Annotated in this window: 11 protein-coding genes; 7 read left to right on the top strand and 4 right to left on the bottom strand. The window is 62.0% G+C overall.

Translation table 11 applies throughout. The annotated features are described in order from the left end of the window. Positions 1-322: 322 nt before the first annotated feature. Together J2W17_RS08660 and J2W17_RS08665 are read left to right on the top strand one after the other, a co-directional pair. Entirely contained in the window at positions 323-13,306 is a 12,984-nt protein-coding gene (locus tag J2W17_RS08660) for a non-ribosomal peptide synthetase (RefSeq protein ID WP_307332278.1), read from the top strand. Positions 13,307-13,510: 204 nt separating this feature from the next. Next, entirely contained in the window at positions 13,511-14,335 is an 825-nt protein-coding gene (locus J2W17_RS08665) for an alpha/beta fold hydrolase (protein ID WP_307332281.1), read from the top strand. Positions 14,336-14,449: 114 nt separating this feature from the next. Here J2W17_RS08665 and dsbG read toward each other — a convergent pair whose 3' ends face one another. The 4 genes from dsbG to J2W17_RS08685 all read right to left on the bottom strand — a co-directional run bounded on the left by dsbG (position 14,450) and on the right by J2W17_RS08685 (position 18,847). Then, positions 14,450-15,220 carry a thiol:disulfide interchange protein DsbG gene (gene dsbG, locus J2W17_RS08670; protein WP_307332285.1) on the bottom strand — a complete coding sequence of 257 codons (771 nt, stop codon included), beginning with the start codon at positions 15,218-15,220 and terminating at the stop codon, positions 14,450-14,452. Continuing rightward, a complete protein-coding gene (locus J2W17_RS08675) occupies positions 15,196-16,062 on the bottom strand; it encodes a TlpA disulfide reductase family protein (RefSeq protein ID WP_307332289.1) in 867 nt (288 codons plus the stop codon). Before J2W17_RS08675 ends, dsbG begins: the two co-directional genes overlap by 25 nt. Beyond that, on the bottom strand, positions 16,062-17,810 hold the full coding sequence (dsbD, locus tag J2W17_RS08680; protein WP_307332291.1) for a protein-disulfide reductase DsbD: 1,749 nt from the start codon (positions 17,808-17,810) through the stop codon (positions 16,062-16,064). Before dsbD ends, J2W17_RS08675 begins: the two co-directional genes overlap by 1 nt. Before the next feature lie 233 nt (positions 17,811-18,043). After that, positions 18,044-18,847 carry a hypothetical protein gene (locus J2W17_RS08685; RefSeq protein WP_307332296.1) on the bottom strand — a complete coding sequence of 268 codons (804 nt, stop codon included), beginning with the start codon at positions 18,845-18,847 and terminating at the stop codon, positions 18,044-18,046. 333 nt (positions 18,848-19,180) lie between these two features. Between J2W17_RS08685 and J2W17_RS08690 the strand changes: the two genes are divergently transcribed. The 5 genes from J2W17_RS08690 (at position 19,181) to J2W17_RS08710 (ending at position 23,699) form a co-directional block, all read left to right on the top strand. Continuing rightward, positions 19,181-19,861, top strand: coding sequence for a response regulator (locus J2W17_RS08690; RefSeq protein WP_307332299.1), 681 nt, complete (start codon positions 19,181-19,183; stop codon positions 19,859-19,861). Then, a complete protein-coding gene (locus tag J2W17_RS08695) occupies positions 19,858-21,183 on the top strand; it encodes an ATP-binding protein (protein WP_307332302.1) in 1,326 nt (441 codons plus the stop codon). The genes J2W17_RS08690 and J2W17_RS08695 overlap by 4 nt, the downstream gene beginning before the upstream one ends. 232 nt (positions 21,184-21,415) lie before the next feature. Continuing rightward, positions 21,416-21,901 (top strand): GNAT family N-acetyltransferase, encoded by a 486-nt coding sequence (locus tag J2W17_RS08700; protein WP_307332305.1) that lies wholly within the window; start codon positions 21,416-21,418, stop codon positions 21,899-21,901. Positions 21,902-21,976: 75 nt separating this feature from the next. Next, entirely contained in the window at positions 21,977-23,389 is a 1,413-nt protein-coding gene (locus J2W17_RS08705; RefSeq protein ID WP_307332308.1) for an aspartate aminotransferase family protein, read from the top strand. Between the two features lie 82 nt (positions 23,390-23,471). Further along, complete coding sequence (locus tag J2W17_RS08710) at positions 23,472-23,699, top strand: MbtH family protein (protein WP_150748648.1); 228 nt, start codon at positions 23,472-23,474, stop codon at positions 23,697-23,699. The last annotated feature ends 99 nt before the right edge of the window (positions 23,700-23,798 follow it).

Consider the following 23,798-nt stretch of genomic DNA (forward strand, 5'->3'; position numbering starts at 1 on the left):
GAGCGACAAATTATGTTGAATGATAATGATTGTCAATTGAGAAAGAGAATTAATGCTCATCGAGGGTGCAAAGTGAGAACTGCGACACGCTGCCGCGCTCGCTTGCGACACTGCGGCGGGGCTGGCGATCCGGCCGGTCGACTAATTATTTGCAGACGTCATCCGTTCTCATTGGTGAATAGCACAGCGCAATCCTCATAACCCTGTAGGAGCGAGCTCGCTCGTGAAGGTCGTTAACGATAACGATGGGCACCTGACACCCCGCGGCGTTCTTTTTCGCGAGCAAGCTCGCTCCCACAGCCGAATTCAGGCAGGAAACCCCATGACCGACGCGTTCGAACTCCCCAGCACCCTGGTCCAAGCCCTCCAGCGCCGCGCGGCCCTGACGCCGGACCGGGTGGCCTTGCGTTTTCTCGCCGAAACCGAGGATCAGGCTGTGGTGCTCAGCTATCGCGAACTGGACCAACGGGCACGCATCATTGCCGGCGCATTGCAGGTCGAGGCCGGCTTTGGCGATCGCGCGGTGCTGCTGTTCCCCAGTGGGCCGGATTACGTCGCGGCGTTCTTTGGTTGTCTGTATGCAGGTGTCATCGCGGTGCCAGCTTATCCACCGGAGTCGACCCGTCGTCATCACCAGGAACGCCTGCTGTCGATCATCAGCGATGCCGAACCGCGTCTGCTGCTGACCAGCGCCGGCCTGGAAGATTCGTTGTCGCACATCGACGGCGCGCCGCCATTGTTATGCGTCGATACCCTCGACAGCGCGCTGGCCGAGCGTTGGGTCGCGCCGGACCTGCAGCACGACCACATCGCCTTCTTGCAATACACCTCCGGTTCCACTGCCTTGCCCAAGGGCGTGCAGGTCAGCCACGGCAACCTGGTGGCGAACGAATTGCTGATTCGCCACGGCTTCGGCATCGATCTGAACCCCGACGACGTGATCGTCAGCTGGTTGCCGCTGTACCACGACATGGGCCTGATCGGCGGTCTGTTGCAGCCGATTTTCAGCGGCGTGCCGTGCATCCTGATGTCGCCGGCCTACTTCCTCGGCCGGCCGTTGCGCTGGCTGGAAGCGATCAGCGAGTACGGCGGCACCATCAGCGGCGGGCCGGATTTCGCCTATCGATTGTGCAGCGAACGGGTCAGCGAATCGGCCCTGGCACGTCTCGATTTGAGCGGTTGGCGCGTAGCGTATTCCGGCTCCGAACCGATTCGCTTTGACACGCTGGAACGCTTTGCCGAGAAGTTCGACGTTTGCGGTTTCACTCCAGACAGTTTCATGGCGTCCTATGGCCTGGCCGAAGCCACGCTGTTCGTCGCCGGCAGCCCTCGCGGCCAGGGTATCGACAACCTGCGGGTGGACGATCAGGCCCTGGCGCAGAACCGTGTCGAGCCGGGGGAGGGCAGCGCGATCATGAGCTGCGGCATCGGCCAACCGGATCACGCGATACTGATCGTCGATCCCTCGGCGCTCAATGAATTGGGGGACAACAGCGTCGGCGAAGTCTGGGCCTGCGGTCCGAGCATCGCCCATGGCTACTGGCGCAATCCCGAAGCGTCCGCCAAGACCTTCGTCGAGCACGCCGGCCAAACCTGGCTGCGCACCGGCGACCTGGGATTCATGCGCGACGGCGAACTGTTCATTACCGGGCGCCTGAAGGACCTGCTGATCGTGCGCGGGCACAACCTCTATCCGCAAGACATCGAACAGACCATCGAGCGCGAAGTGGACGTGGTGCGCAAGGGGCGCGTCGCCGCTTTCGCCGTGAACGTCGACGGGCAGGAAGGCATCGGCATTGCGGCGGAAATCAGCCGCAGCGTGCAAAAAATCCTCGCGCCCGACGCGTTGATCAAGGCCATTCGCCAAGCAGTGGCCGAGGCGTATCAGGAGGCGCCGGGCGTGGTAGTGCTGCTAAATCCGGGTGCGCTGCCCAAGACGTCCAGCGGCAAACTGCAACGCTCGGCGTGTCGCGATCGGTTGGCGGACGGCGGCCTCGACAGTTATGCACAGTTTCCCTCGGCGGCCGGCGAGTGCCAGGGGCAAGCCGAATCGGGCTCCGGGCTGCAAACCCTGATCGGCCAGATCTGGTGCGAGCAACTGCAGCTCAAACAGATCAACGCCGACGATCATTTCTTCCTGCTGGGCGGCAACTCGATTGCCGCCACTCAGGTGGTCGCGCGTCTGCGCGAAAACCTCGGCCTGGCGCTGAACCTGCGCCTGTTGTTCGAAGCGCCGACCCTTGGCGGGTTTGCCGCAGCAGTGGCTCAACAGCAAACAGAGGGAGGCTTGGTCCAAGGGTCGATCACCCCGCTGTCACGCACCGAAGCCATCCCCCAATCCCTGGCGCAAAACCGTCTGTGGATTACCTGGCAACTGGACCCTCAAAGCAGCGCCTATAACATTCCCGGTGCATTGCGCCTGCGTGGCGAACTGGATGAAGACGCCTTGCGTGCCAGTTTCCAGCAACTGATCGAGCGTCACGAATCCTTGCGCACCCGCTTCTTCGAACGTGACGGCGTGGCACTGCAACAGGTCGATTCCGGCGCCGAATTCACCCTGCAATCGATCGACATCAGCGACCTGCCCGCCGTCGAGCGCGAAGCCCGCGCCTTGCAAATTCGTGAGGACCAGGCGCGCACGCAATTCGACCTGGAGAAAGGTCCGCTGCTACGGGTGACCCTGGTGCGTCTCGATGATGAGGATCACCAGTTGCTGGTGACGCTGCACCACATCATCGCCGATGGCTGGTCGCTGAACGTGCTGATGGACGAGTTCTCGCGCCTGTACGCTGCCGCTTCCCAGGGTCAACCAGCCACGCTTGCGGCATTGCCCACGCACTATGCCGACTACGGCAGCTGGCAACGCCAATGGCTGGCGCAAGGGGAGGGCGAGCGGCAACTGGCTTACTGGAAAACACAGTTGGGCGATGAGCATCCGACACTGAGCCTGGCCACCGACCGTCCTCGCTCGGCGCTACGCAATCACAGTGCTGCCCGTCTCTCCATAAAGCTTGGCGCAATGTTGAGCGATGCCATTCGCCAGACCGCCCAGGCCCATGAATCGACGACCTTCATGCTGTTGCTCACCGCCTTCCAGAGCCTGCTGCACCGCTACAGCGGCCAGCGCGATATCCGCATCGGTGTGCCTAACGCCAACCGTCCGCGCCTGGAAACCCAGGGCCTGATCGGCTTCTTCATCAACACCCAGGTGCTGCGCGCCGAGGTGGATCCGCGACAGCCATTCGTTGAACTGCTGGCGCTGGTCCGTGAGGCCGCGTTGGGTGCACAAGCGCATCAGGACCTGCCGTTCGAACAACTGCTCGAAGCCTTCCCGCAGGCTCGCGAACAAGGCCTGTTCCAGGTCATGTTCAACCACCAGCAACGGGACCTCAGCGCATTGAAACGCCTGCCCGGGCTACTCGCCGAAGAGCTGCCGTGGCACAGCCGCGAAGCCAAGTTCGATCTGCAGCTGCACAGTGAGGAAGATCAAAAGGGTCGCCTGAGCCTGTCTTTCGACTACGCCAGCGAACTGTTCGACGCCGCGACCATCGAGCGTCTGTCCGAGCATTTCTGCAACCTGCTGCGAGCGGTTTGCGCACAGCCGCACACCCCGATCGCCGATCTGCCATTGCTGAGTCCGAGCGAGCTCGATGAGCAAGCAAGCTGGAGCGCCGCACCGTGCACACCGGCCAGCCAATGGTTGCCGCAGCTGCTCCACGAACAGGCGCGCCTGACGCCCGAGCGCATCGCGTTGATGTGGGACGGCGGCCAACTCGACTTCGCCGAACTGCACGCCCAGGCCAACCGCCTGGCCCATTACCTGCGCGACAAAGGCGTCGGCCCTGATGTGTGTGTGGCGATTGCCGCCGAGCGTTCGCCGCAACTGCTGACAGGCCTGCTGGCGATCATCAAGGCCGGTGGCGCCTACGTGCCGCTGGACCCGGATTACCCGGCCGAACGCCTGGCCTACATGCTCAACGACAGCGGCGTCGAATTGCTGCTGACCCAGACCCAATTGCTCAACCGCTTGCCCGCCACCGACGGCGTCAGCGTAATCGCCATGGACGCCTTGCATCTGGATGGCTGGCCGAGCCATGCGCCCGGCCTGCACCTGCACGGCGACAACCTTGCCTACGTGATTTACACCTCCGGTTCCACCGGTCAGCCCAAGGGCGTCGGCAACACCCACGCGGCCCTCGCCGAACGCCTGCAATGGATGCAGGACACCTATCGCCTGAACGACTCCGACGTGCTGATGCAAAAGGCGCCGATCAGTTTCGATGTGTCGGTGTGGGAGTGCTTCTGGCCCTTGATCACCGGCAGTCGGTTGCTGCTTGCCGGTCCCGGCGAACACCGCGATCCGCACCGCATCGCACAACTCGTTCAAAGCTACGGCGTGACCACGCTGCACTTCGTGCCACCGTTGCTGGGATTGTTCATCGACGAACCGCTGACCGTCGAATGTACCAGCCTGCGGCGTGTGTTCTGCGGCGGTGAAGCCTTGCCTGCCGGGTTGCGCAACCGGGTACTGGAACAATTGCCGGCGGTGCAATTGCACAACCGCTATGGCCCGACGGAAACAGCGATCAACGTCACTCACTGGCAGTGCACAGCCGCCGATGGCGAGCGTTCGCCGATCGGGCGTCCGCTGGGCAACGTGGTGTGCCGCGTGCTGGACGGTGATTTCAATTCGGTTCCGGTCGGAGTGCCGGGTGAATTGTGCATCAGCGGGCTCGGCCTGGCCCGAGGCTATCTGGGCCGTCCAGGCCTGACCGCCGAACGCTTCGTCGTCGATCCGCTGGGCGAGCCGGGTGCGCGGCTGTACCGCACCGGCGACCGTGCACGCTGGACGGCCGATGGCGTGATCGACTACCTCGGTCGCCTCGATCAGCAGGTCAAACTGCGCGGCTTCCGTGTTGAGCCGGAAGAAATCGAAGCACGGCTGCTGACCCAGGCGGGCGTCGCACAAGCCGTGGTGCTGGTGCGCGAAACGGCGGCCGGCGGACAGTTGATCGGTTACTACACCACCACCGATTCTGCTGAAGACATCGATGCTCAAACCGCGCGCCTGAAAATCGCGCTGGCCGCCGAGTTACCTGAATACATGGTCCCGGCGCAGCTGATGCGTCTGGACGCAATGCCCCTGGGCCCAAGTGGCAAACTCGACCGTCGCGCCTTGCCGGAACCCCAGTGGCAGGTTGGCGAACACGTTGAGCCGGTCACCGTGCTGGAAAAGCAAATCGCCGGCATCTGGCGCGAGGTCCTGGGCCTTGCGCGGATCGGTCTGCGCGACGATTTCTTCGCCCTCGGCGGCCACTCGCTGCTGGCCACGCAAATCATTTCCCGTACCCGCCAGGCCTGCGACGTCGAGTTGCCGCTGCGGGCGCTGTTCGAGAACAGCGAACTGGGGGCGTTTGCCGAACAGGTGCAATTGATTCAGGCCAGCGGCAACACCAACAAACAGCCACCGATCGAGACGGTCGACCGAAGCCAACCGGTGCCGTTGTCCTATTCCCAACAGCGCATGTGGTTCCTCTGGCAGATGGAACCGGACAGCCCGGCCTACAACGTCGGTGGCATGGCGCGGCTGCGCGGGGTGCTCGACGTCGGGTGCTTCGAAGCGGCGTTGCAGGCGTTGATCATCCGCCACGAAACCCTGCGCACGACCTTCCCGAGCGTTAACGGTGTGGCCCGGCAACAGGTTCATGCAGAAACCGGCTTGCGCTTGGACTGCAAGGATTTCTCCATGCTGGATGCCGACAGCCGTGAGCAACGTGTACAGCAACTCGCCGATAGCGAAGCCCATACGCCATTCGATCTGGAAACCGGACCGCTGCTGCGCGCCTGCCTGGTCAAGACTGCCGAGCAGGAACACTACCTGGTGCTGACCCTGCACCACATCGTCACCGAAGGCTGGGCGATGGACATCTTTGCCCGGGAGCTGAGCGCGCTGTACGAAGCCTTTGTCGAGGACCGCCAATCGCCGCTGGCACCACTGCCGGTGCAGTACCTGGATTACAGCGTGTGGCAGCGCCAGTGGCTGGAGTCCGGCGAACGCCAGCGCCAGCTCGACTATTGGACCGCACAGCTGGGCCGGGAACATCCGCTGCTGGAATTGCCCGCTGACCGTCCGCGGCCGCCGGTGCAAAGCCACCAGGGCGAACTGTTTCGCTTCGACCTCAGCGATAAGCTGGCCGCCCGGGTTCGCGCCTTCAACGCAGACCACGGTCTGACGCTGTTCATGACCATGACTGCCGCGCTGGCCGTGCTGCTGTACCGCTACAGCGGCCAGACCGACCTGCGCATCGGCGCCCCTGTCGCCAACCGGATCCGTCCGGAAAGCGAAGGGCTGATCGGTGCGTTCCTCAACACCCAGGTGCTGCGTTGCCAGCTCGACGGCCAGATGTCCGTCGGCGAGTTGTTCGAGCAGGTTCGCCACACGGTGATCGAAGGCCAGTCCCATCAGGACCTGCCCTTCGACCATCTGGTCGAGGCCTTGCAGCCGCCGCGCAGCGCTGCGTACAACCCGTTGTTCCAGGTGATGTGCAACGTGCAGCGCTGGGAATTCCAGCAGAGCCGTACCCTGGCCGGCATGACCGTCGACTACCTGGCCAACGATGCCCGGGCGACCAAGTTCGACCTCAACCTGGAAGTCACCGACCTCGATCACCGCCTGGGTTGCTGCCTGACCTACAGCACCGACCTGTTCGACGAACCACGCATCGCGCGCATGGCCGGGCATTGGCGCAATGTGCTCGAAGCGCTGCTGGCCGATCCGCAACGGCGCCTCAGTGAGCTGCCGTTGCTGGACGCGAGCGAACAGCAACACCTGCTCGACAGCCTCGGCATCGAGCCGGGCGAGCATCGCCTGGATCAGTGCATCCACCACCTGTTCAGCGAGCAGGCGCTGGTGCGCAAGGATGCACCGGCATTGACCTTTGCCGGCGAAACCCTGAGCTACGCCGAACTCGACAGCCGCGCCAATCGCCTGGCCTGGATGCTCCGCGATCGTGGGGTGGGGCCGCAGGTCCGGGTGGGCCTGGCCGTTGAACGTTCGCTGGAGATGGTCATCGGCCTGCTGGCGATCCTCAAGGCGGGCGGCGCCTACGTGCCGCTGGACCCGGAGTACCCGCTGGATCGTCTGCACTACATGATCGAAGACAGCGGCATCGGTTTGCTGCTCAGCGATGCGGCGATGTTCGAGGCGCTTGGCGAGTTGCCGGCCAGCGTCGCCCGCTGGTGCCTGGAAGAAGACTCCGCCGGGCTGGTCAACTACCCGGCCAGCGAGCTGCCATTGATCAGCCTGCCGCAACATCAGGCTTACCTGATCTACACCTCCGGCTCCACCGGCAAACCCAAAGGCGTGGTGGTGTCCCACGGCGAAATCGCCATGCACTGCCGCGCCGTGATCGAGCGCTTCGGCATGCGCCCGGACGATTGCGAACTGCACTTCTATTCGATCAACTTCGACGCGGCCACCGAACGATTGCTCGTGCCTCTGTTGAGCGGCGCCCAGGTTGTCCTGCGTGCCCAGGGCCAATGGGACGCGGAAGAAATCTGCGCTCTGATCCGCCGTCACCACATCAACATCCTCGGCTTCACCCCGAGCTATGGCAGCCAGTTGGCGCGATGGCTGGCGACCCGGAACGAGACGCTCCCGGTGCGCATGTGCATCACCGGTGGCGAAGCCCTGACCGGCGAACACCTGCATCGAATCCGCGCAGCGTTCAAGCCGAGCCTGTTCTTCAACGCCTACGGCCCCACCGAAACCGTGGTCATGCCGCTGGCCAGCCTGGCGCCGGAACAGTTGGAAGAAGGCCTGGGCAGCGTGCCGATCGGCAGTGTGATCGGCGCCCGTGTCGCCTATATCCTCGATGCCGACCTGGCATTGGTGCCGCAAGGCGCGACAGGGGAGCTGTATGTCGGCGGCGCCGGCCTGGCGCAGGGTTATCACCAGCGTCCGGGCATGACCGCTGAGCGTTTTGTCGCCGATCCGTTCGCCGCCAATGGGGGGCGTCTGTACCGCACCGGCGACTTGGTGCGTCAGCGCGCCGATGGTCTGGTGGAGTACCTGGGGCGCATTGACCATCAAGTGAAAATTCGCGGCTTCCGCATCGAACTGGGCGAAATCGAAAGCCGACTGCTTGAACACGCATCGGTCCGTGAAGCGGCGGTGTTGGCGCTCGATGCACCCAGTGGCAAGCAACTGGCCAGCTACGTGGTCACCGAGCTCGCCGAACAGGACGAAACGCAACAAGCCGAACTGCGCGAATCCCTCAAGGTTCACCTCAAATCGCAACTGCCGGATTACATGGTGCCCACGCACCTGATCCTGCTGGCTCACTGGCCGCTCACCGCCAACGGCAAGCTCGACCGCCGCGCACTGCCGGCGCCGGATCCGGAACTGAACCGCCAGCAATACGTGGCACCGGGCAACGCGCTCGAACTGTCCCTGGCCGACATCTGGTGCGAAGTGCTGAACGTCGCGCAAGTGGGGCTCAACGACAATTTCTTCGAACTGGGTGGCGACTCGATCCTGTCGATCCAGGTGGTCAGCCGGGCGCGTCAGCAGGGTATCCACTTCAGCCCGCGGGACTTGTTCCAGCACCAGACCGTGCAGACCCTGGCGGCGGTGGCGACCCGTGTCGAGCAGCTCCACGCCGAACAAGGCCTGATCACCGGCGAGTCGCGGTTGACGCCGATCCAGCACTGGTTCTTCGACACTGAAATCCCGCAGCGCCAGCACTGGAACCAGGCGTTGCTGCTGGAGCCGACCGTGGCCCTGGAACCCCATCGCCTTGAGGCGGCGCTGTTGGCCGTGATCGAACAGCACGACGCCTTGCGCCTGCGTTTCACTGAAGTTGCGGGGCAATGGGTCGCCGAACACCAGGCGGTCTGCGAAACGCCGGTGCTCTGGCAGGTGCGGGTATCCTCCCTGGATAAATGCAGCGCGCTGTTCGCCGATGCCCAGCGCAGCTTCAACCTCGAACAGGGGCCGCTGGTACGCGCACTGCTGGTCGACACGCCCGGGGACCGGCAACGGCTGTTCATCGTCATTCATCACCTGGTGGTGGACGGGGTTTCCTGGCGGGTGCTGCTGGATGATCTGCAAAGCGCGTATCGCCAACTGTCCGCGCACCCGTCGGTCAAATTGCCGGCGAAAACCAGTGCCTTCAAGGACTGGTCCGCACGCTTGCAGGCTTATGCCGGCAGCGAATCCCTGCGCGAAGAACTGGGCTGGTGGCAATCGCAACTGGCAGGTCCGACCGCTGATTTGCCGTGCGAACGCCCCGAGGGCGGTCGGCAGAATCGCCATGCACAGACCGTCAGCGTGCGCCTCGACAGCGAGCGCACCCGGCAATTGCTGCAACAGGCGCCGAGTGCCTATCGCACCCAGGTCAACGACCTGTTGCTGACAGCCTTGGCACGGGTGTTGTGCCGCTGGAGCGGGCAACAATCGACGCTTGTTCAACTCGAAGGCCACGGCCGCGAAACCCTGTTCGACGAGATCGACCTGACCCGCACCGTCGGCTGGTTCACCAGTGCGTATCCATTGCGGCTGATGCCATTGGAAGAGCAGGGCGCCTCGATCAAGGCGATCAAGGAACAACTGCGTGCGGTGCCACACAAGGGTCTGGGATACGGCGTGTTGCGCTACCTGGCCGATGATCTGTGCCGCCAATCCATGGCTGCACTGCCGGTGGCGCCGATCACTTTCAACTACCTCGGCCAGTTCGACCAGAGCTTCGGCAACGATGCGTTGTTCCGTCCGCTGGAAGAGCCGGTCGGCGCCGCACACGATCCGAAAGCGCCGCTGCCTAACGAGCTGAGCGTCGACAGTCAGGTGTACGGCGGTGAGCTGGTGCTGCGCTGGACCTTCAGCGCCGAACGTCATGACCGGCAAACCATCACCGATCTGGCGGACGCTTACCTCGGCGAATTGCAGAGCCTGATCGAGCATTGCCTGCAGGACGGCGCGGGCGGCCTGACGCCTTCGGACTTCCCGCTGGCCAGGCTGACCCAGCTGCAACTCGATGCGCTGCCGGTCCCGGCCGCGGTCATTGAAGACGTGTACCCGCTGACGCCGATGCAGGAAGGCATGCTGCTGCACACTCTGCTGGAGCCGGGTACCGGCCTCTACTACATGCAGGACCGTTACCGCATCAACAGCGAGCTCGACCCACAGCGTTTCGCCCAGGCCTGGCAGGCGGTCATCGCCCGTCACGAAGCCCTGCGTGCGTCGTTCTGCTGGAACGTCGGCGAAGACATGCTGCAAGTGATCCACAAGCCGGGCAGCACGCCGATCGAGTACCTGGACTGGAGCGCTATCGCCGAGGCCGAACAGGAGCCGACGTTGCAGGCGCTGCTCAAAAGCGAGCGCGAGGCCGGTTTCGATCTGCTCAACCAGGCACCCTTCCATTTGCGTCTCATCCGGGTCGGCGCGGCGCGCTACTGGTTCATGATGAGCAACCACCACATCCTGATCGATGCCTGGTGCCGCTCGCTGCTGATGAACGACTTCTTCGACATCTACAGCGCACTTGGCGAAGGCCGGGACGCGCAGTTGGCCGTGCCGCCGCGATATCGCGACTACATCGGCTGGCTGCAACGCCAGAGCCTGGCCGAGGCGCGGCAGTGGTGGAAGCACAACCTGCGAGGCTTCGAACGCACCACGCCGATACCCAGCGACCGGCCGTTCCTGCGCGAACACGCCGGTGAGAGCGGCGGCATGCTTGTCGGCGACCGCTACACCCGCCTCGATGCCCGTGACGGCGCCCGACTGCGCGAACTCGCCCAGGCCCATCAGCTGACCATCAACACCTTCGCCCAGGCGGCGTGGGCCCTGGTATTGCGGCGCTTGAGCGGTGATCGCGACGTATTGTTCGGCGTCACCGTGGCCGGGCGTCCGGTGGACATGCCCGAGATGCAGCGCACGGTCGGGCTGTTCATCAACAGCATCGCGCTGCGGGTGAAGATGCCGGAAGACGACCAGCGCTGCAGCGTGCGCCAGTGGCTGAGCGGCTTGCTCGACAGCAACATGCAGCTGCGCGAGTACGAGTACCTGCCACTGGTGAACATTCAGGAAAACAGCGAACTGCCCAAGGGCCAGCCGTTGTTCGACAGCCTGTTCGTGTTCGAGAACGCCCCGGTGGAAGTCTCGGTGCTGGACCGTGCGCAGAGTCTCAATGCGACCTCGGATTCGGGCCGAACCCACACCAACTTCCCGCTGACGGCGGTGTGCTACCCGGGCGATGACCTCGGGCTGCACCTGTCTTACGACCAGCGTTATTTCGACGAGTCGACCATCGAGCGCATGCTTGGCGAGTTCAAGCGTTTGCTGCTGGCACTGGTCGAAGGTTTCCATGGCGACATGGCCGATCTGCCGCTGTTGGGGGGCGGGGAACAGGACTTCCTGCTCCATGGCTGCAACCAGAGCGAGCACGATTACCCGCTGGAGCATAGTTATGTCGAGTTGTTCGAAGCGCAGGTGACCCGGCATCCGCAACGTATTGCTGCCACCTGCCTGGATCGGCAGCACAGTTACCTCGAACTGAATCAACGCAGCAACCGCCTCGGCCATGCGCTGGTGGCCGCCGGTGTCGGGCTCGATCAGCCGGTGGCATTACTGGCTGAGCGCAACCTCGATCTGTTGGGCATGATCATCGGCAGCTTCAAGGCAGGCGCCGGTTACCTGCCGCTGGACCCGGGCCTGCCGAGTCAGCGTTTGAGCCGGATCATCGACCTGAGCCGCACGCCGTTGCTGGTTTGCACCGAAGCCTGCCGTGAGCAAGCGCTGGCATTGCTGGATGAGTTCGGTTGCGCCAACAGGCCGACGTTGCTGGTCTGGGAAACGGTGCAAGCGAGCGATGTTTCGGTGGTGAATCCTGGCATCTACAGCGGCCCGGACAATCTCGCCTACGTGATCTACACCTCGGGCTCCACCGGCTTGCCAAAAGGGGTGATGGTCGAGCAGCGCGGCATGCTGAATAACCAGCTGAGCAAGGTGCCGTACCTGAACCTGAGCGATGCCGATGTCATCGCCCAGACCGCTTCGCAAAGCTTCGATATTTCGGTCTGGCAGTTCCTTGCCGCGCCGTTGTTCGGCGCTCGGGTGGACATCGTGCCGAACACCATCGCCCACGACCCGCAAGGTTTGCTGGCCCATGTTCAGAGCCAGGGCATCACCGTGCTGGAAAGCGTGCCGTCGCTGATCCAGGGCATGCTCGCCCAGGAACGCATGAGCCTGGACGGTCTGCGCTGGATGCTGCCGACGGGCGAAGCGATGCCGCCGGAACTGGCGCATCAATGGTTGCTGCGCTACCCGGATATCGGGCTGGTGAATGCCTATGGCCCGGCGGAGTGCTCGGATGACGTGGCCTTCTTCCGTGTGGACCTGGCGTCGACGCGCGGCAGCTATTTGCCGATCGGTACGCCGACCGACAACAACCGTTTGTACCTGCTAGATGGCGCGCTGGAATTGGTGCCTTTGGGCGCGGTGGGCGAGCTGTGCGTTGCTGGCACCGGGGTGGGACGCGGGTACGTCAGCGACCCGTTGCGCACCGCGCAGGTGTTCGTGCCGAACCCGTTTGGTGCGCCGGGCGATCGCCTGTATCGCACCGGTGACCTGGCCCGTCGTCGTAGCGACGGCGTGCTGGAGTACGTCGGGCGGATCGACCATCAGGTGAAGATTCGCGGTTACCGCATCGAGCTGGGTGAAATCGAAGCCCGTTTGCATGAGCAACCGCAGGTCCGTGAAGCGGCGGTCGGCGTGCAGGAGGGGGTGAACGGTAAGCATCTGGTGGGCTACCTGGTTGCGGCTGACTCGGCGCAGGATCCGAGCGAACGCCTGGAGCGCATCAAGCAACGCTTGCGCGCCGAGCTGCCGGAATACATGGTGCCGCTGCACTGGCTGTGGCTCGAGCGGATGCCGCTCAACGCCAACGGCAAACTCGACCGCAAGGCCCTGCCGGCGCTGGAGATCGGGCAGTTGCACAGCCAGGACTATCGGGCGCCGCGTAATACGCTGGAGCAGACGTTGGCGGATATCTGGGCCGAAGTGCTGAAGGTCGGGAAGGTTGGCATTCGCGACAATTTCTTCGAGCTGGGCGGGCATTCGCTGCTGGCGACGCAGATTGCTTCGCGGGTGCAGAAAACGTTGCAACGCGATGTGCCGCTGCGCGCGATGTTTGAGTGCAGTACGGTGGAGGAATTGGCCGAGCATATCGAAGGGTTGGCGGCGAGTGACATCACCGGGGAGAAGGTGGATCGGTTGAATGATCTGATGGCGGAGCTGGAGGGGCTTTGATTCAATAGCGTCTGTGCCGGCCCCATCGCGAGCAAGCTCGCTCCCACATTGGACCGTATGTTCCAGGAGTACGCGGTCCAAATGTGGGAGCGGGCTTGCTCGCGATGGGCCGGCACATTTTGCGCATATTTGCGCGTTGACCGCCGTTTCCATCCAGCTCAGGCTGCACCTTTAGTGAATCCCATTTCACCAAGGAAACAGTCAATGCCCTTCGTAACCATAGATGGACAACCGCTCCACTACATCGATCAAGGCACAGGCCCGGCAGTGCTGCTGGCCGGCAGCTATCTCTGGGACCAGGCCATGTGGGCGCCGCAGATTGCCGCCCTGTCGCCACACTACCGGGTCATTGCCCCGGACCTGTGGGGCCATGGCCAGTCCGGGCCAATACCGCAAACCACCACTTCACTGGATGACATCGCTCGTCAGGGATTGGTCTTGCTCGATCATCTGGACATCGAATGCGTCACGTTGGTGGGGCTTTCGGTCGGTGGCATGTGGGGCGCGCGCCTGGCTTTATCTGCGCCCGGGCGAATCAATGGCCTGGTGCTGATGGACACCTGGCTCGGCGCCGAGCCGGACCCGACCCGTGAATATTATTTTTCATTGTTGAAACAGATCGAAGAGGGCGGCGTGATAACGCCACAGCTGCTGGATGTCATTGTGCCGATCTTCTTCCATCCCGATATCGACCGGGACTCGGCGCTTTTTCAGGATTTCCGTGAGTCGTTGGCGGCGCTGCCATCGGATCGTCTGCGGCAAAGCATCGTGCCAATGGGGCGTATTACGTTTGGCCGGGGTGATCTGCTGTCGCGCCTGGGGGAGCTGGACGCTGACGCCACGCTGCTGATGTGCGGGGACCAGGATCAACCACGGCCACCGGCAGAAACCCGGGAAATGGCCGAGTTGATCGGTTGCCCGTACGTGCTGGTGCCGGAGGCGGGGCATATCTCCAATCTGGAGAATGCGCCGTTCGTTACAGATGAACTGCTAACGTTTTTAGCCCAGAGAAATTCAGCGAAACCTTGAGTAAAAGATCGCAGCCCCCTGTAGGAGCGAGCTTGCTCGCGAAAAACGCAAGGACAACGCGTGCATCCTGAAAGAACGCGTTATCGTTGACGACCATCGCGAGCAAGCTCGCTCCTACTTGGGCCCGAGAATCTTCACCAGTTTGTCCGGCGACGGCGCGCCTTGCTGCTGTTGCAACTCACCCTTGTCATCCATATAGAAAATCGCCGGTGTCGCAGACAACTCCAGCTCTTCCATCAACTGCATGTTCGCCGCCAGCTTCGCCTGAATCGCCGGCGGCACGTCTTTCAGGGCCTTGAGCGAGCTGCCCTTGCCGGCGCCTTCATGCTCTTGCAAGGCTTTCTGCGGGTCCTTGGCAGCCAGCAGCGCCGCCGATTTACCCGGGCTGTCCTCGCGGATGATGCCGACCATGATGTGGCGCAACTGCACCTTGCCGGCATTCACCCACGGCCGCGCCTGTTCCCAGAACATATTGCAGTAAGGGCAGTTCGGATCGCTGAACATGTAGACGACCCGCGGTGCGTCTTTTTTGCCGTCGGCGATCCAGTGGCTGGTTTCCATTTTGCCCCAGATTTCTTTCGCCATCGGTGCGTAAACCAGCTTCTGCAACGGCGCGCTGCTCAGGTCATTGCCCTCGGCGTCATACAGGTTGCCCAGCAGGACATGCTTGCCATCCGGGGTCAGGTACAGTGCCATGCCCCGGTTCTGATACTGTGCCGCATAGCCGCGCAACCCGTCGGGGGCATCGAATTGACCGACGATTTTCGCACCTTTGGCTTCGATCTTTTTGATCGCTTCTGGCAGTTCTTCGGCAGCCTGCACCGACGGCAGGTGCAGCAGGGTGGCACCCAGGGCCAGTGTCAACAGGTGGCGGAGGCGGGGCATGGCGGTTTCCTTGAAGAAGTGGCTGGTGTGACTGGATTAGTGGTATCGAAGCTTTCCAGGGCGCGAGCCAGGCTGGCTTCCGACAGCTCTCCCAGATGGCTGCCCAGCAAGCGACCTTCGGGGCTATAGAACAGCGTAGTCGGCAATGCCATGGAACCGACGGCCTGGCCCAATCGGCCGCCGCCATCGAACAGGACGTTGGACAGGCTCAGGCCCTGGGTTTCCAGATAGGTGCTGACGCTTTGCATGCTTTCGGCCTGGTTGACGAATAGAAAGGTCAGGTCCGGGCGCTGGTGTTGTGCGTCTTCCAGCACCGGCATCTCCCGGCGACAGGGCGGGCACCAGGTGGCCCAGAGATTGATCACCAGCGGGCCGCCCTTGTAGTCGGCCAGTTGCACGGTTTCACCCGCGGCATTGCGCAGGGTGATTTCCGGCAGGCGTGTGCCTTGCTCGTAAATCGTCAGGGAAAACGTCGCCAGCAGCCAGAATGCCAGACCGCTGGCCACGCCAAATCCCAGGGGGCGGCGCAAGCCGGGGCGACGCCAGCCTCGGTACAAGGCAGCGAGCAGCAGCACGATCACCCCCGGCCAGGCCAGGAAACCGCCGTCGCGCAGGTCGATCATCTGCCACGGATCGTCCCGATAATGGGTCCAGTAACGGGCGACAAAACCCACTCGCGCCGCCAGCATGCCCAGCAGGAACAGGCTGAACAGCGCTGACTCGGGATTCTCGCCGCCGCGCTTGGCCACCCGCCAGCCGACAAAGGTCGCCAGCGCAAAGGCACTGATCAGCAGCAGGTGATTAAGCGCAATGGCAAAGGTGCCGAGGGTGAAAGTCAGCATTAACGGGCGTCTCGGGTAGTGGTCCAACGTTGCAGGAAGGTGTCGGCATCGACCTCGCCGGTGATGCGCTGGCTGCGGCGCTCGATGCCGTCGGCGCCGATCCACAGCAGGCTTGGTGGTCCCGGCACTTTATAGCGGGCGAGCAATTCGCGGCTGGCGGCATCGTCGGCGGTGACGTCCAGCCGTAGCAAGCGCACATCGCTCAAGGCTTGCAGCACATGGGCTTTGCCGAACACCTGCTTTTCCATGATTTTGCACGACACGCACCAGTCGGCGTAGTAGTCCAGCAGCACCCATTGGCCTTGAGCCTTGGCCGCGTCAAGTTCCCGTTGCAATGCGTCAGGGTCCTTGATGGTGATGAAGGCATCATGGCCGACAGCATTTGTGGCACTGCCTGAGTTCGAAGCGCTGTAGACCTGCAATGGCTTGTACAGGTCATCGCTGCCGCCTGCGGCACCGATCACCAACAGGCTGCCCCACAAGCCCAGCAATATCGAACTGGCGCCAAACAGGTGGGCGACGCGACCGAAGCCTTCCGATTGTTTCCAGGCACTGTAGGCCGCGATCAACAACAAGGCACCGCACATGCCGACCCACAGGGATTCATCCAGCACCGGGCGTACCAGCAGTAGCGCGGTGGCGAGAAACAGGAAGCCGAACACGCCTTTAAGCAGATTCATCCAGGCGCCGGGTTTGGGCAGGAAGCGATTGCCGACAGTGACCAGCAACAACAGCGGCACGCCGATACCGATGCCCATGGCGAACAGGATCAGCCCGCCGTGCAGCGCGTTACCGCTTTGCGCGATATAGAGCAGAGCGCCGGCCAATGGAGCGGTCATGCACGGGCCGACCAGCAAACCGGACACGGCCCCCAGGACGCCCGCACCAATCAGGCTGCCACCGCGCTGATTGCGCGAGACATTCTCCAGGCGATCACGCACGGCGACCGGCAGTTGCAACTCGAAGAAGCCAAACATCGGCAATGCCAGCAGCACAAACACGGCGGCAAAAGTGCCCAACAGCCAGGGATTCTGCAGCAGCGCCTGAAGGTTCGCGCCAAGCATTGCAGCGAGTACGCCCATGGCCGCATACACCAGCGCCATGCAGATGACATAGCTGCTGGCCAAGGCGAAACCACGTTTAGGTGAGGCGCCACTGCCAACGATCAAGCCGGCGAGGATTGGCAGCATAGGCAAGGTGCAAGGGGTGAAGGCCAGCATCAGTCCCAAACCGAAGAACACCAACAGGCTCCAGCCCAGTGCCCGCTGTTGCAGGCCGCTGGCCAAGGCTTGATCCGGCGCTTCGACAGCCCCTGCTGCAGCTGTTGAAGTAGCCGCTTTGCCACCCAGATCAACAAGCTGGGTTTGAGGTGGATAACACAAACCGGCATCGGCACACCCCTGGAAGCCCACCTTGATCTGACCCGTTGCCCCCTCTGGAATCTTCAGCTCCAGACCCTGGCGGTAGACCTGCTGTTCGCCAAAGAACTCGTCGCTATGGGATTCGCCCTGGGGCAGCACGGGTTTGTGTTCTGCGGGCAACCCGTCGAATTTGAGGCGTTGCTGGTACAGGTAGTAGCCATCGGCGATCTGCCAATAGAGCTGGGTTTCACCGGATTCCAGGCGCTCGGATGTGAAAACGAACGCCTTACCGACGGGAAGAAAATCAGGTTTGGTATCGAACGGATTGGTCCCCGCCTGGGCCAGGCCCGAGATCAGGAGAACGAAAAATAGAAACAGTCGACGCATATGGGTAAGCCTTGTCCCTGTGCAATTGAGGTGCACAATGTCGGGCGGCGATTAACCAGTGATTAACCGCCGCGCAATGCTGCCAGGGGCTTGGGAAGCTCAGTCGCGTAACAGTCCGGGCCAGGCGTCCTCAGGCAGTGAGTGGCAGTCATACCCGTTGTCGTAATTGACTGGCAATAGGGTGCTCATCGAGTGTTGCGTTGTCAGCAATGTTGAATCGACTGTACGTGTTGTCATTTTTTAAAGGGACGGGAACTCGAGGCCACTCCGAAATTCACTAGAGCCAGAATTTCATCGCTTATCACTGGTTCAGGTTCTGGATCGCGTAAAAGGCTGGCCCAGGAGCTCTCACTGACTTTCGTCGGGCCATCAGCGACTTTGTTTTCCGGGATGTTGTAGGTGATATATTCGTTGTCTGTCAAGAAAATATAGAGATGGCTGTCGCGCAGCGTCCGATCGTTTTGTGCGGCTGTTATCATTCGATGCTGGTAAGGCGCCAGGCCAGGCCATGTCGTGTCGTTGATGGGTTCGATCTTCACCCTTCCAGCATGAGAGAGTCGGGCTGCAAATTTAATGCGCATTGATTGACCGTTGTTCATGAGAAAACGGAATGTGTTGAAGTCAAATAATGGGTCCTCCCACCATGTGCCTGCAATGATGTTTTTGAAATATGGAACAATTTCATGCCATAGGGTCCTCTGTACCGGGCGGTGGTAGACTACTTTATCTTCGTCTTGATCATACTTGCAGACCATTGGCGTTGATCCATCATAATAGAATAACCAGAGATGGTCCTGGTCGCCGTTATTCGAATGTTCAGGTTCAATATGCCGTGTCGTGAAGCCAAATCGCAGGTTTTTGACGTGCTTGTGAAAGTCGTGCCAGTTACCGTAATTGACCGGCGTGGGGTACTTGTCGGGTGTGTCGTTGTCACCCATATAGAATCGGCTGTACGTATTGTCATCCTTGAAGAAGAAGTAAATTTTATCTTTTCCCGAACGCCAGTCGACGGCGACAAAGTTTTTTAAGGTTTTCATGATTGAGTCCTTTCAGTTGAATTTTCAATGTCTTCTTGTGGTGCCGTTTTATTCGGTTTGTGGCTGTATCAGTCTTGCTGTTTGCTGGTTTTATATTAATGACTTATCTTGATATCCAGAATGGTTTGTATGTGTCAATTTTAGACACGGAATTACTGTTACCGGGAATCGGTTATATAAATGTAAACCGGGTCGGTAATTGTTGGGGTAATTGTTGGCGAACTGGAGCGGCAGCACAACGTCACGAAGTCGCTTTTCCTTCGTCGAAGCACTCGTCATAATTTGGCCTTAATCCTCATCTGTTCCACTCGTGTTTTTGCTCAGGGAGCTCCCATGCACGTACTGGTTTGCGAAGACGATGAGCTGATCGCCAGCGGCATCGTCGCCGGCCTGACCGCTCAGGGCCTGACAGTGGAGCATGTGGCCACCGCCTCGGCGGCCCGGGCGATGCTCAAGGTCGCCGAATTCGATGTCATGGTGCTCGATCTCGGCCTTCCTGATGAAGACGGCTTGAAGCTGTTGCAGCAGTTGCGACACAGTGGCCTCGAAATTCCGGTGCTGATCCTCACCGCCCGGGATTCGGTGACCGACCGGGTCGACGGTTTGCAGGCCGGTGCCGACGATTACCTGCTTAAACCCTTCGATCTGCGCGAACTGGCGGCTCGTCTGTACACCTTGTTACGCCGGGTGGCCGGGCGCAGCGTCAACCTGATCGAGCACGGCGCGCTGACGTACGATCCGAGCAGTCGCGAAACCATCCTCGGCGGCCAGCCGGTGGACCTGTCGCGTCGTGAGCAGGCATTATTGCAGGCCTTGCTGCATAACCGTGGCCGGGTGCTGTCCACCGAGCAACTGAAGGACAGTGTCTACGGGTTCAACGATGAACTGGAAAGTAACGCCCTCAACGTGCACATCCATCACCTGCGGCGCAAACTCGGTAACGGTATCGTCGAAACGGTGCGCGGCCTGGGTTATCGCCTGGGGCCGGCGGATGGCGGAGATCAATCGAAGTGATGAGCCTGCGTTTGCGCCTGAGCCTTACGTTAGGCGCCGCTTTTACGCTGATTTGGGCCTTGGCGGCGGCCTGGATGCTCAGCGACTTGCGCAATCAAATGATGTTTTCCCTCGACCAGCGGCTGGTGGCATCGGCGCGCATGGTCGCCGGGCTGATGGAGCAACTGCCGGCGTTGCCGAGCAAGGGCGAGGGCACCCATTTCAGCGCCGAACAACTGACAATTCCCGGCGGCATGGCGTGTCAGGTCAGTTCGTTGCGCGGCGAAATCCTCGCCCGCAGTCACTCCGACCCACAACAAACCCTGGAAGCCGAGAAGATGGGCTTCCACGATCAAATGATCGACGGTGCGCCGTGGCGCAGTTTCACCCTGGCCCGCGGCGATCTGCGCATCACCACGGCCGATCGGCAGATCGAGCGCGAAGCCCTGAACATGTCGATCCTGCTGGCCGCTTCGGTGCCGGTAGGCGTGGCGTTGCTTGGCTGCCTGTGCCTGCTCTGGCTCGGCATCGGTCAGGGGCTGGCACCGCTCAACCGGATGCGTGACGCCTTGAAACGGCGCAGCGCCGATTCCCTGGAGCCGTTGCAGATCCAGCCGTTGCCCAGTGAACTGCAACCCTTGTTCGATACCCAGAACCAGCTGTTGCAGCGGATCGGCAAGACCATCGAGCGCGAGCGCCGCCTGACCGGTGACGCGGCCCACGAGTTGCGCAGCCCGCTGACGGCGATCAAGACCCACTTGCAAGTGGCGCGCATGACCGAAGGCGCAGCCCGTGACCAGTCCCTGGCCCGGGCCGAAGAAGGCGCCGATCGCCTGCATCGGACCCTTGAGCAATTGCTGCTGCTGGCGCGGGTCGAGGGCAGTCTGTCGTTCGATGACGGCGCGCAGTGCAGCGCTGAGCAAGTGGCTAAACTGGCGATTCAGGATGCCGCCAGCGGTGATCGCCAACGGATCAGATTCCTGGTGCCGCCGAAGATCTCTCATGCCCCGGTGCAAATGCCGGCCGTATTGTCCATCGCGGCGCTGCGCAACCTGCTGGACAACGCCTTGCGTCACACCCCCAATGACGGGCCTGTGGAGCTGAGTCTGGAGACCACCGGTGATCATGTGCAGTTTGTGGTGCGCGACCATGGGCCGGGCATTGCCGAAGATGATTTGCAACACCTGACCCAGCGTTTCTGGCGCAACGGTCAGAGCACCGGCTGTGGCCTGGGACTGGCGATTGTCCAGGCCATCGTCCAGCGCTGCGGTTGTACTCTGCATTTCGACAGCCGACCGGATGGGTTGCGTGTAGAACTGACCATGCCGCTGCAACCCGTCTGACCAACACCACAAAACCCCTGTAGGAGCTGGCTTGTCGGGTCGCCGCATCGCAGCGAAGAGGCCATCACCCGCACCATCAATGGCGCCTCACACGCCGCCTTCGCCGGCAAGCCGGCTCCTACATGGGATCTGCGTCGCTCATCAAATGTAACGCCTCTCCATTGGCATTCGAGCGCCCGCCGGCGTTATCGTCCCTGCCAGCTTTGACTCAATGGATTGAGGTAACAGCGCCATGGATGCATCGATACTCATCTGCAAGGCAACCCCCGCCGACGCCGGCATCATCAGCCGCATCGTCGATCGCTCCATCCGCGTCGGTTGTGCGCTCGACCACCGCAACAACCCGCGAACGGTCGCCAACTGGACCCATAACAAAACCATCGACCACGTGTTGCAGTGGCTGGCCGACCAACGGTTGTACCTGAACATCGCCCTGTTGCAGGACAAACCGGTCGGCGTCGCCATGGCGCAGATCAGCGGCAAGGTTGCCTTCTGTTACGTGCAACCTGAATGGTTTCGCCGGGGCGCCGGCCGAGCGCTGGTGCGCGACCTCGAGGGCTGGCTGATCGGCCGGGGTTTGAGCCAGGCCCGGCTCTACAGTACGCGTACCAGCGAATCCTTTTATCTGCACCTGGGCTACCGGCCGTGCGCCCAGACCTTAGCGGTCGCAGGTCTCCACGCCATTCCCATGCACAAGGGGCTGTCGCCCCATTCATGAAAGCAGGTCAGCGGGCTAAATCCCCGAGGCGTTGATGCGTTTCCACAACAGGAAAACCTTTTTAGGGGTCGAGAGATGTCAGTCGCTACCAGCCTTGTGGAAGATCAGCCGGCCCGGATCGCTCCGGCGCCGACCGAGGTGCTTTATCAGTTCAACGAATCGCCGTTGCTGGCCCGACAAAGCCAGCAGGAATCGAACGCCCGCAGCTACCCGCGACGCATTCCCCTGGCGCTCAAGCGCGCCAAGGGTATCTATGTCGAGGACGTCGAAGGTCGCACGTTCATCGACTGCCTGGCCGGCGCTGGCACGCTGGCACTGGGGCATAACCACCCGGTAGTGATCGAAGCGATCCAGCAAGTGCTGCGCGATGAGGTGCCGTTGCACACCCTTGACCTGACCACCCCGGTCAAGGACCAGTTTGTCCAGGATCTATTCGGCCTGCTGCCACGCGCCTTGGCCGTTGAAGCAAAGATCCAGTTCTGCGGCCCCACCGGCACCGACGCAGTGGAAGCCGCGCTGAAATTGGTGCGCACCGCCACCGGCCGCAGCACTGTGCTGTCGTTTCAGGGCGGTTACCACGGCATGAGCCAGGGCGCGCTGAGCCTGATGGGCAGTCTGGGGCCGAAGAAACCCTTGGGCGCCTTGCTGAGTAACGGCGTGCAGTTCATGCCGTACCCCTACGATTACCGCTGCCCATTCGGTCTTGGTGGTGCGCAAGGGGTGCAGGTCAATCTCAATTACCTGGAGAACCTGCTCAATGACCCGGAAGCCGGCGTGCAGTTGCCGGCGGCGGTGATCGTCGAGGTGGTGCAGGGCGAGGGCGGGGTGATCCCGGCCGATCTCGACTGGTTGCGCGGTCTGCGGCGGATTACCGAACAGGCTGGCGTGGCGCTGATCGTCGATGAGATCCAGAGCGGATTTGCCCGCACCGGCAAGATGTTCGCCTTCGAGCATGCCGGGATCATTCCGGATGTGGTGGTGCTGTCCAAAGCCATCGGCGGCAGCCTGCCGCTGGCGGTGGTGGTTTATCGCGACTGGCTCGACACCTGGCTGCCAGGTGCCCATGCCGGAACGTTTCGCGGCAACCAGATGGCGATGGCGGCGGGCTCCGCGGTGATGCGTTACCTGACCGAACACGGCATCTGCGAGCACGCCACCGCCATGGGCGAACGGTTGAGCGAACACCTGCGCATCCTGCAGCGCGACTTTCCACAACTGGGTGATATTCGCGGGCGCGGCCTGATGCTTGGCGTCGAACTGGTCGATCCGGCCGGCGCGCCGGATGTCCAGGGACACCCACCGATCTTTGTTCGCCTGGCGCCACGGGTGCAGCGTGAATGCCTCAAGCGCGGGCTGATCCTCGAACTCGGCGGTCGTCACGGTGGAGTAGTGCGCTTCTTGCCGCCGCTGGTTATCACCGCAGCCGAAATCGACCGGGTCGCCGAGATCTTCGGTCGGGCCATGGCTGCCGCGACTGCCGGCTTGTAAATTTTCCGGCACTTCGAACGTTCCTTCTACAGACCGGCTGTGCACGCAGTGCAGCCCACCCCTACAGCGATGGAGACACACCATGACGTCAGTATTCGACCGCGAGGACATCCTCTTTCAGGTCGTGGTCAACCACGAAGAGCAATACTCGATCTGGCCCGACTACAAGGCTGTGCCTGCCGGCTGGCGCACCGTGGGCAAGAGCGGCCTGAAAAAGGAATGCCTGGCCTACATTGAGGAAACCTGGACCGACATGCGGCCTTTGAGCCTGCGGCAGAAGATGGAAGAGCAGGCGGCTGTGGCGCTCTGAGTCGTCATGCAAAAAAAGCCCGCTGGAGGTGACAGTCAGCGGGCTTTTTCAGGTCTGGGATTTGTGTTGCCTATCAAGCCGCCTTCGCCGGCAAGCCGG

Source organism: Pseudomonas lini, from assembly GCF_030812475.1.
Classification (GTDB): domain Bacteria; phylum Pseudomonadota; class Gammaproteobacteria; order Pseudomonadales; family Pseudomonadaceae; genus Aquipseudomonas; species Aquipseudomonas lini_A.

Excerpts from the sequence above, each read along its gene's own strand:
- J2W17_RS08685 (WP_307332296.1), bottom strand. The coding sequence starts at position 18,847 with ATGAAAACCTTAAAAAACTTTGTCGCCGTCGACTGGCGTTCGGGAAAA.
- J2W17_RS08675 (WP_307332289.1), bottom strand. The coding sequence starts at position 16,062 with ATGCTGACTTTCACCCTCGGCACCTTTGCCATTGCGCTTAATCACCTG.
- J2W17_RS08700 (WP_307332305.1), top strand. The coding sequence starts at position 21,416 with ATGGATGCATCGATACTCATCTGCAAGGCAACCCCCGCCGACGCCGGC.
- dsbD (WP_307332291.1), bottom strand. The coding sequence starts at position 17,810 with ATGCGTCGACTGTTTCTATTTTTCGTTCTCCTGATCTCGGGCCTGGCC.
- J2W17_RS08705 (WP_307332308.1), top strand. The coding sequence starts at position 21,977 with ATGTCAGTCGCTACCAGCCTTGTGGAAGATCAGCCGGCCCGGATCGCT.
- J2W17_RS08690 (WP_307332299.1), top strand. The coding sequence starts at position 19,181 with ATGCACGTACTGGTTTGCGAAGACGATGAGCTGATCGCCAGCGGCATC.
- dsbG (WP_307332285.1), bottom strand. The coding sequence starts at position 15,220 with ATGCCCCGCCTCCGCCACCTGTTGACACTGGCCCTGGGTGCCACCCTG.
- J2W17_RS08665 (WP_307332281.1), top strand. The coding sequence starts at position 13,511 with ATGCCCTTCGTAACCATAGATGGACAACCGCTCCACTACATCGATCAA.
- J2W17_RS08710 (WP_150748648.1), top strand. The coding sequence starts at position 23,472 with ATGACGTCAGTATTCGACCGCGAGGACATCCTCTTTCAGGTCGTGGTC.
- J2W17_RS08660 (WP_307332278.1), top strand. The coding sequence starts at position 323 with ATGACCGACGCGTTCGAACTCCCCAGCACCCTGGTCCAAGCCCTCCAG.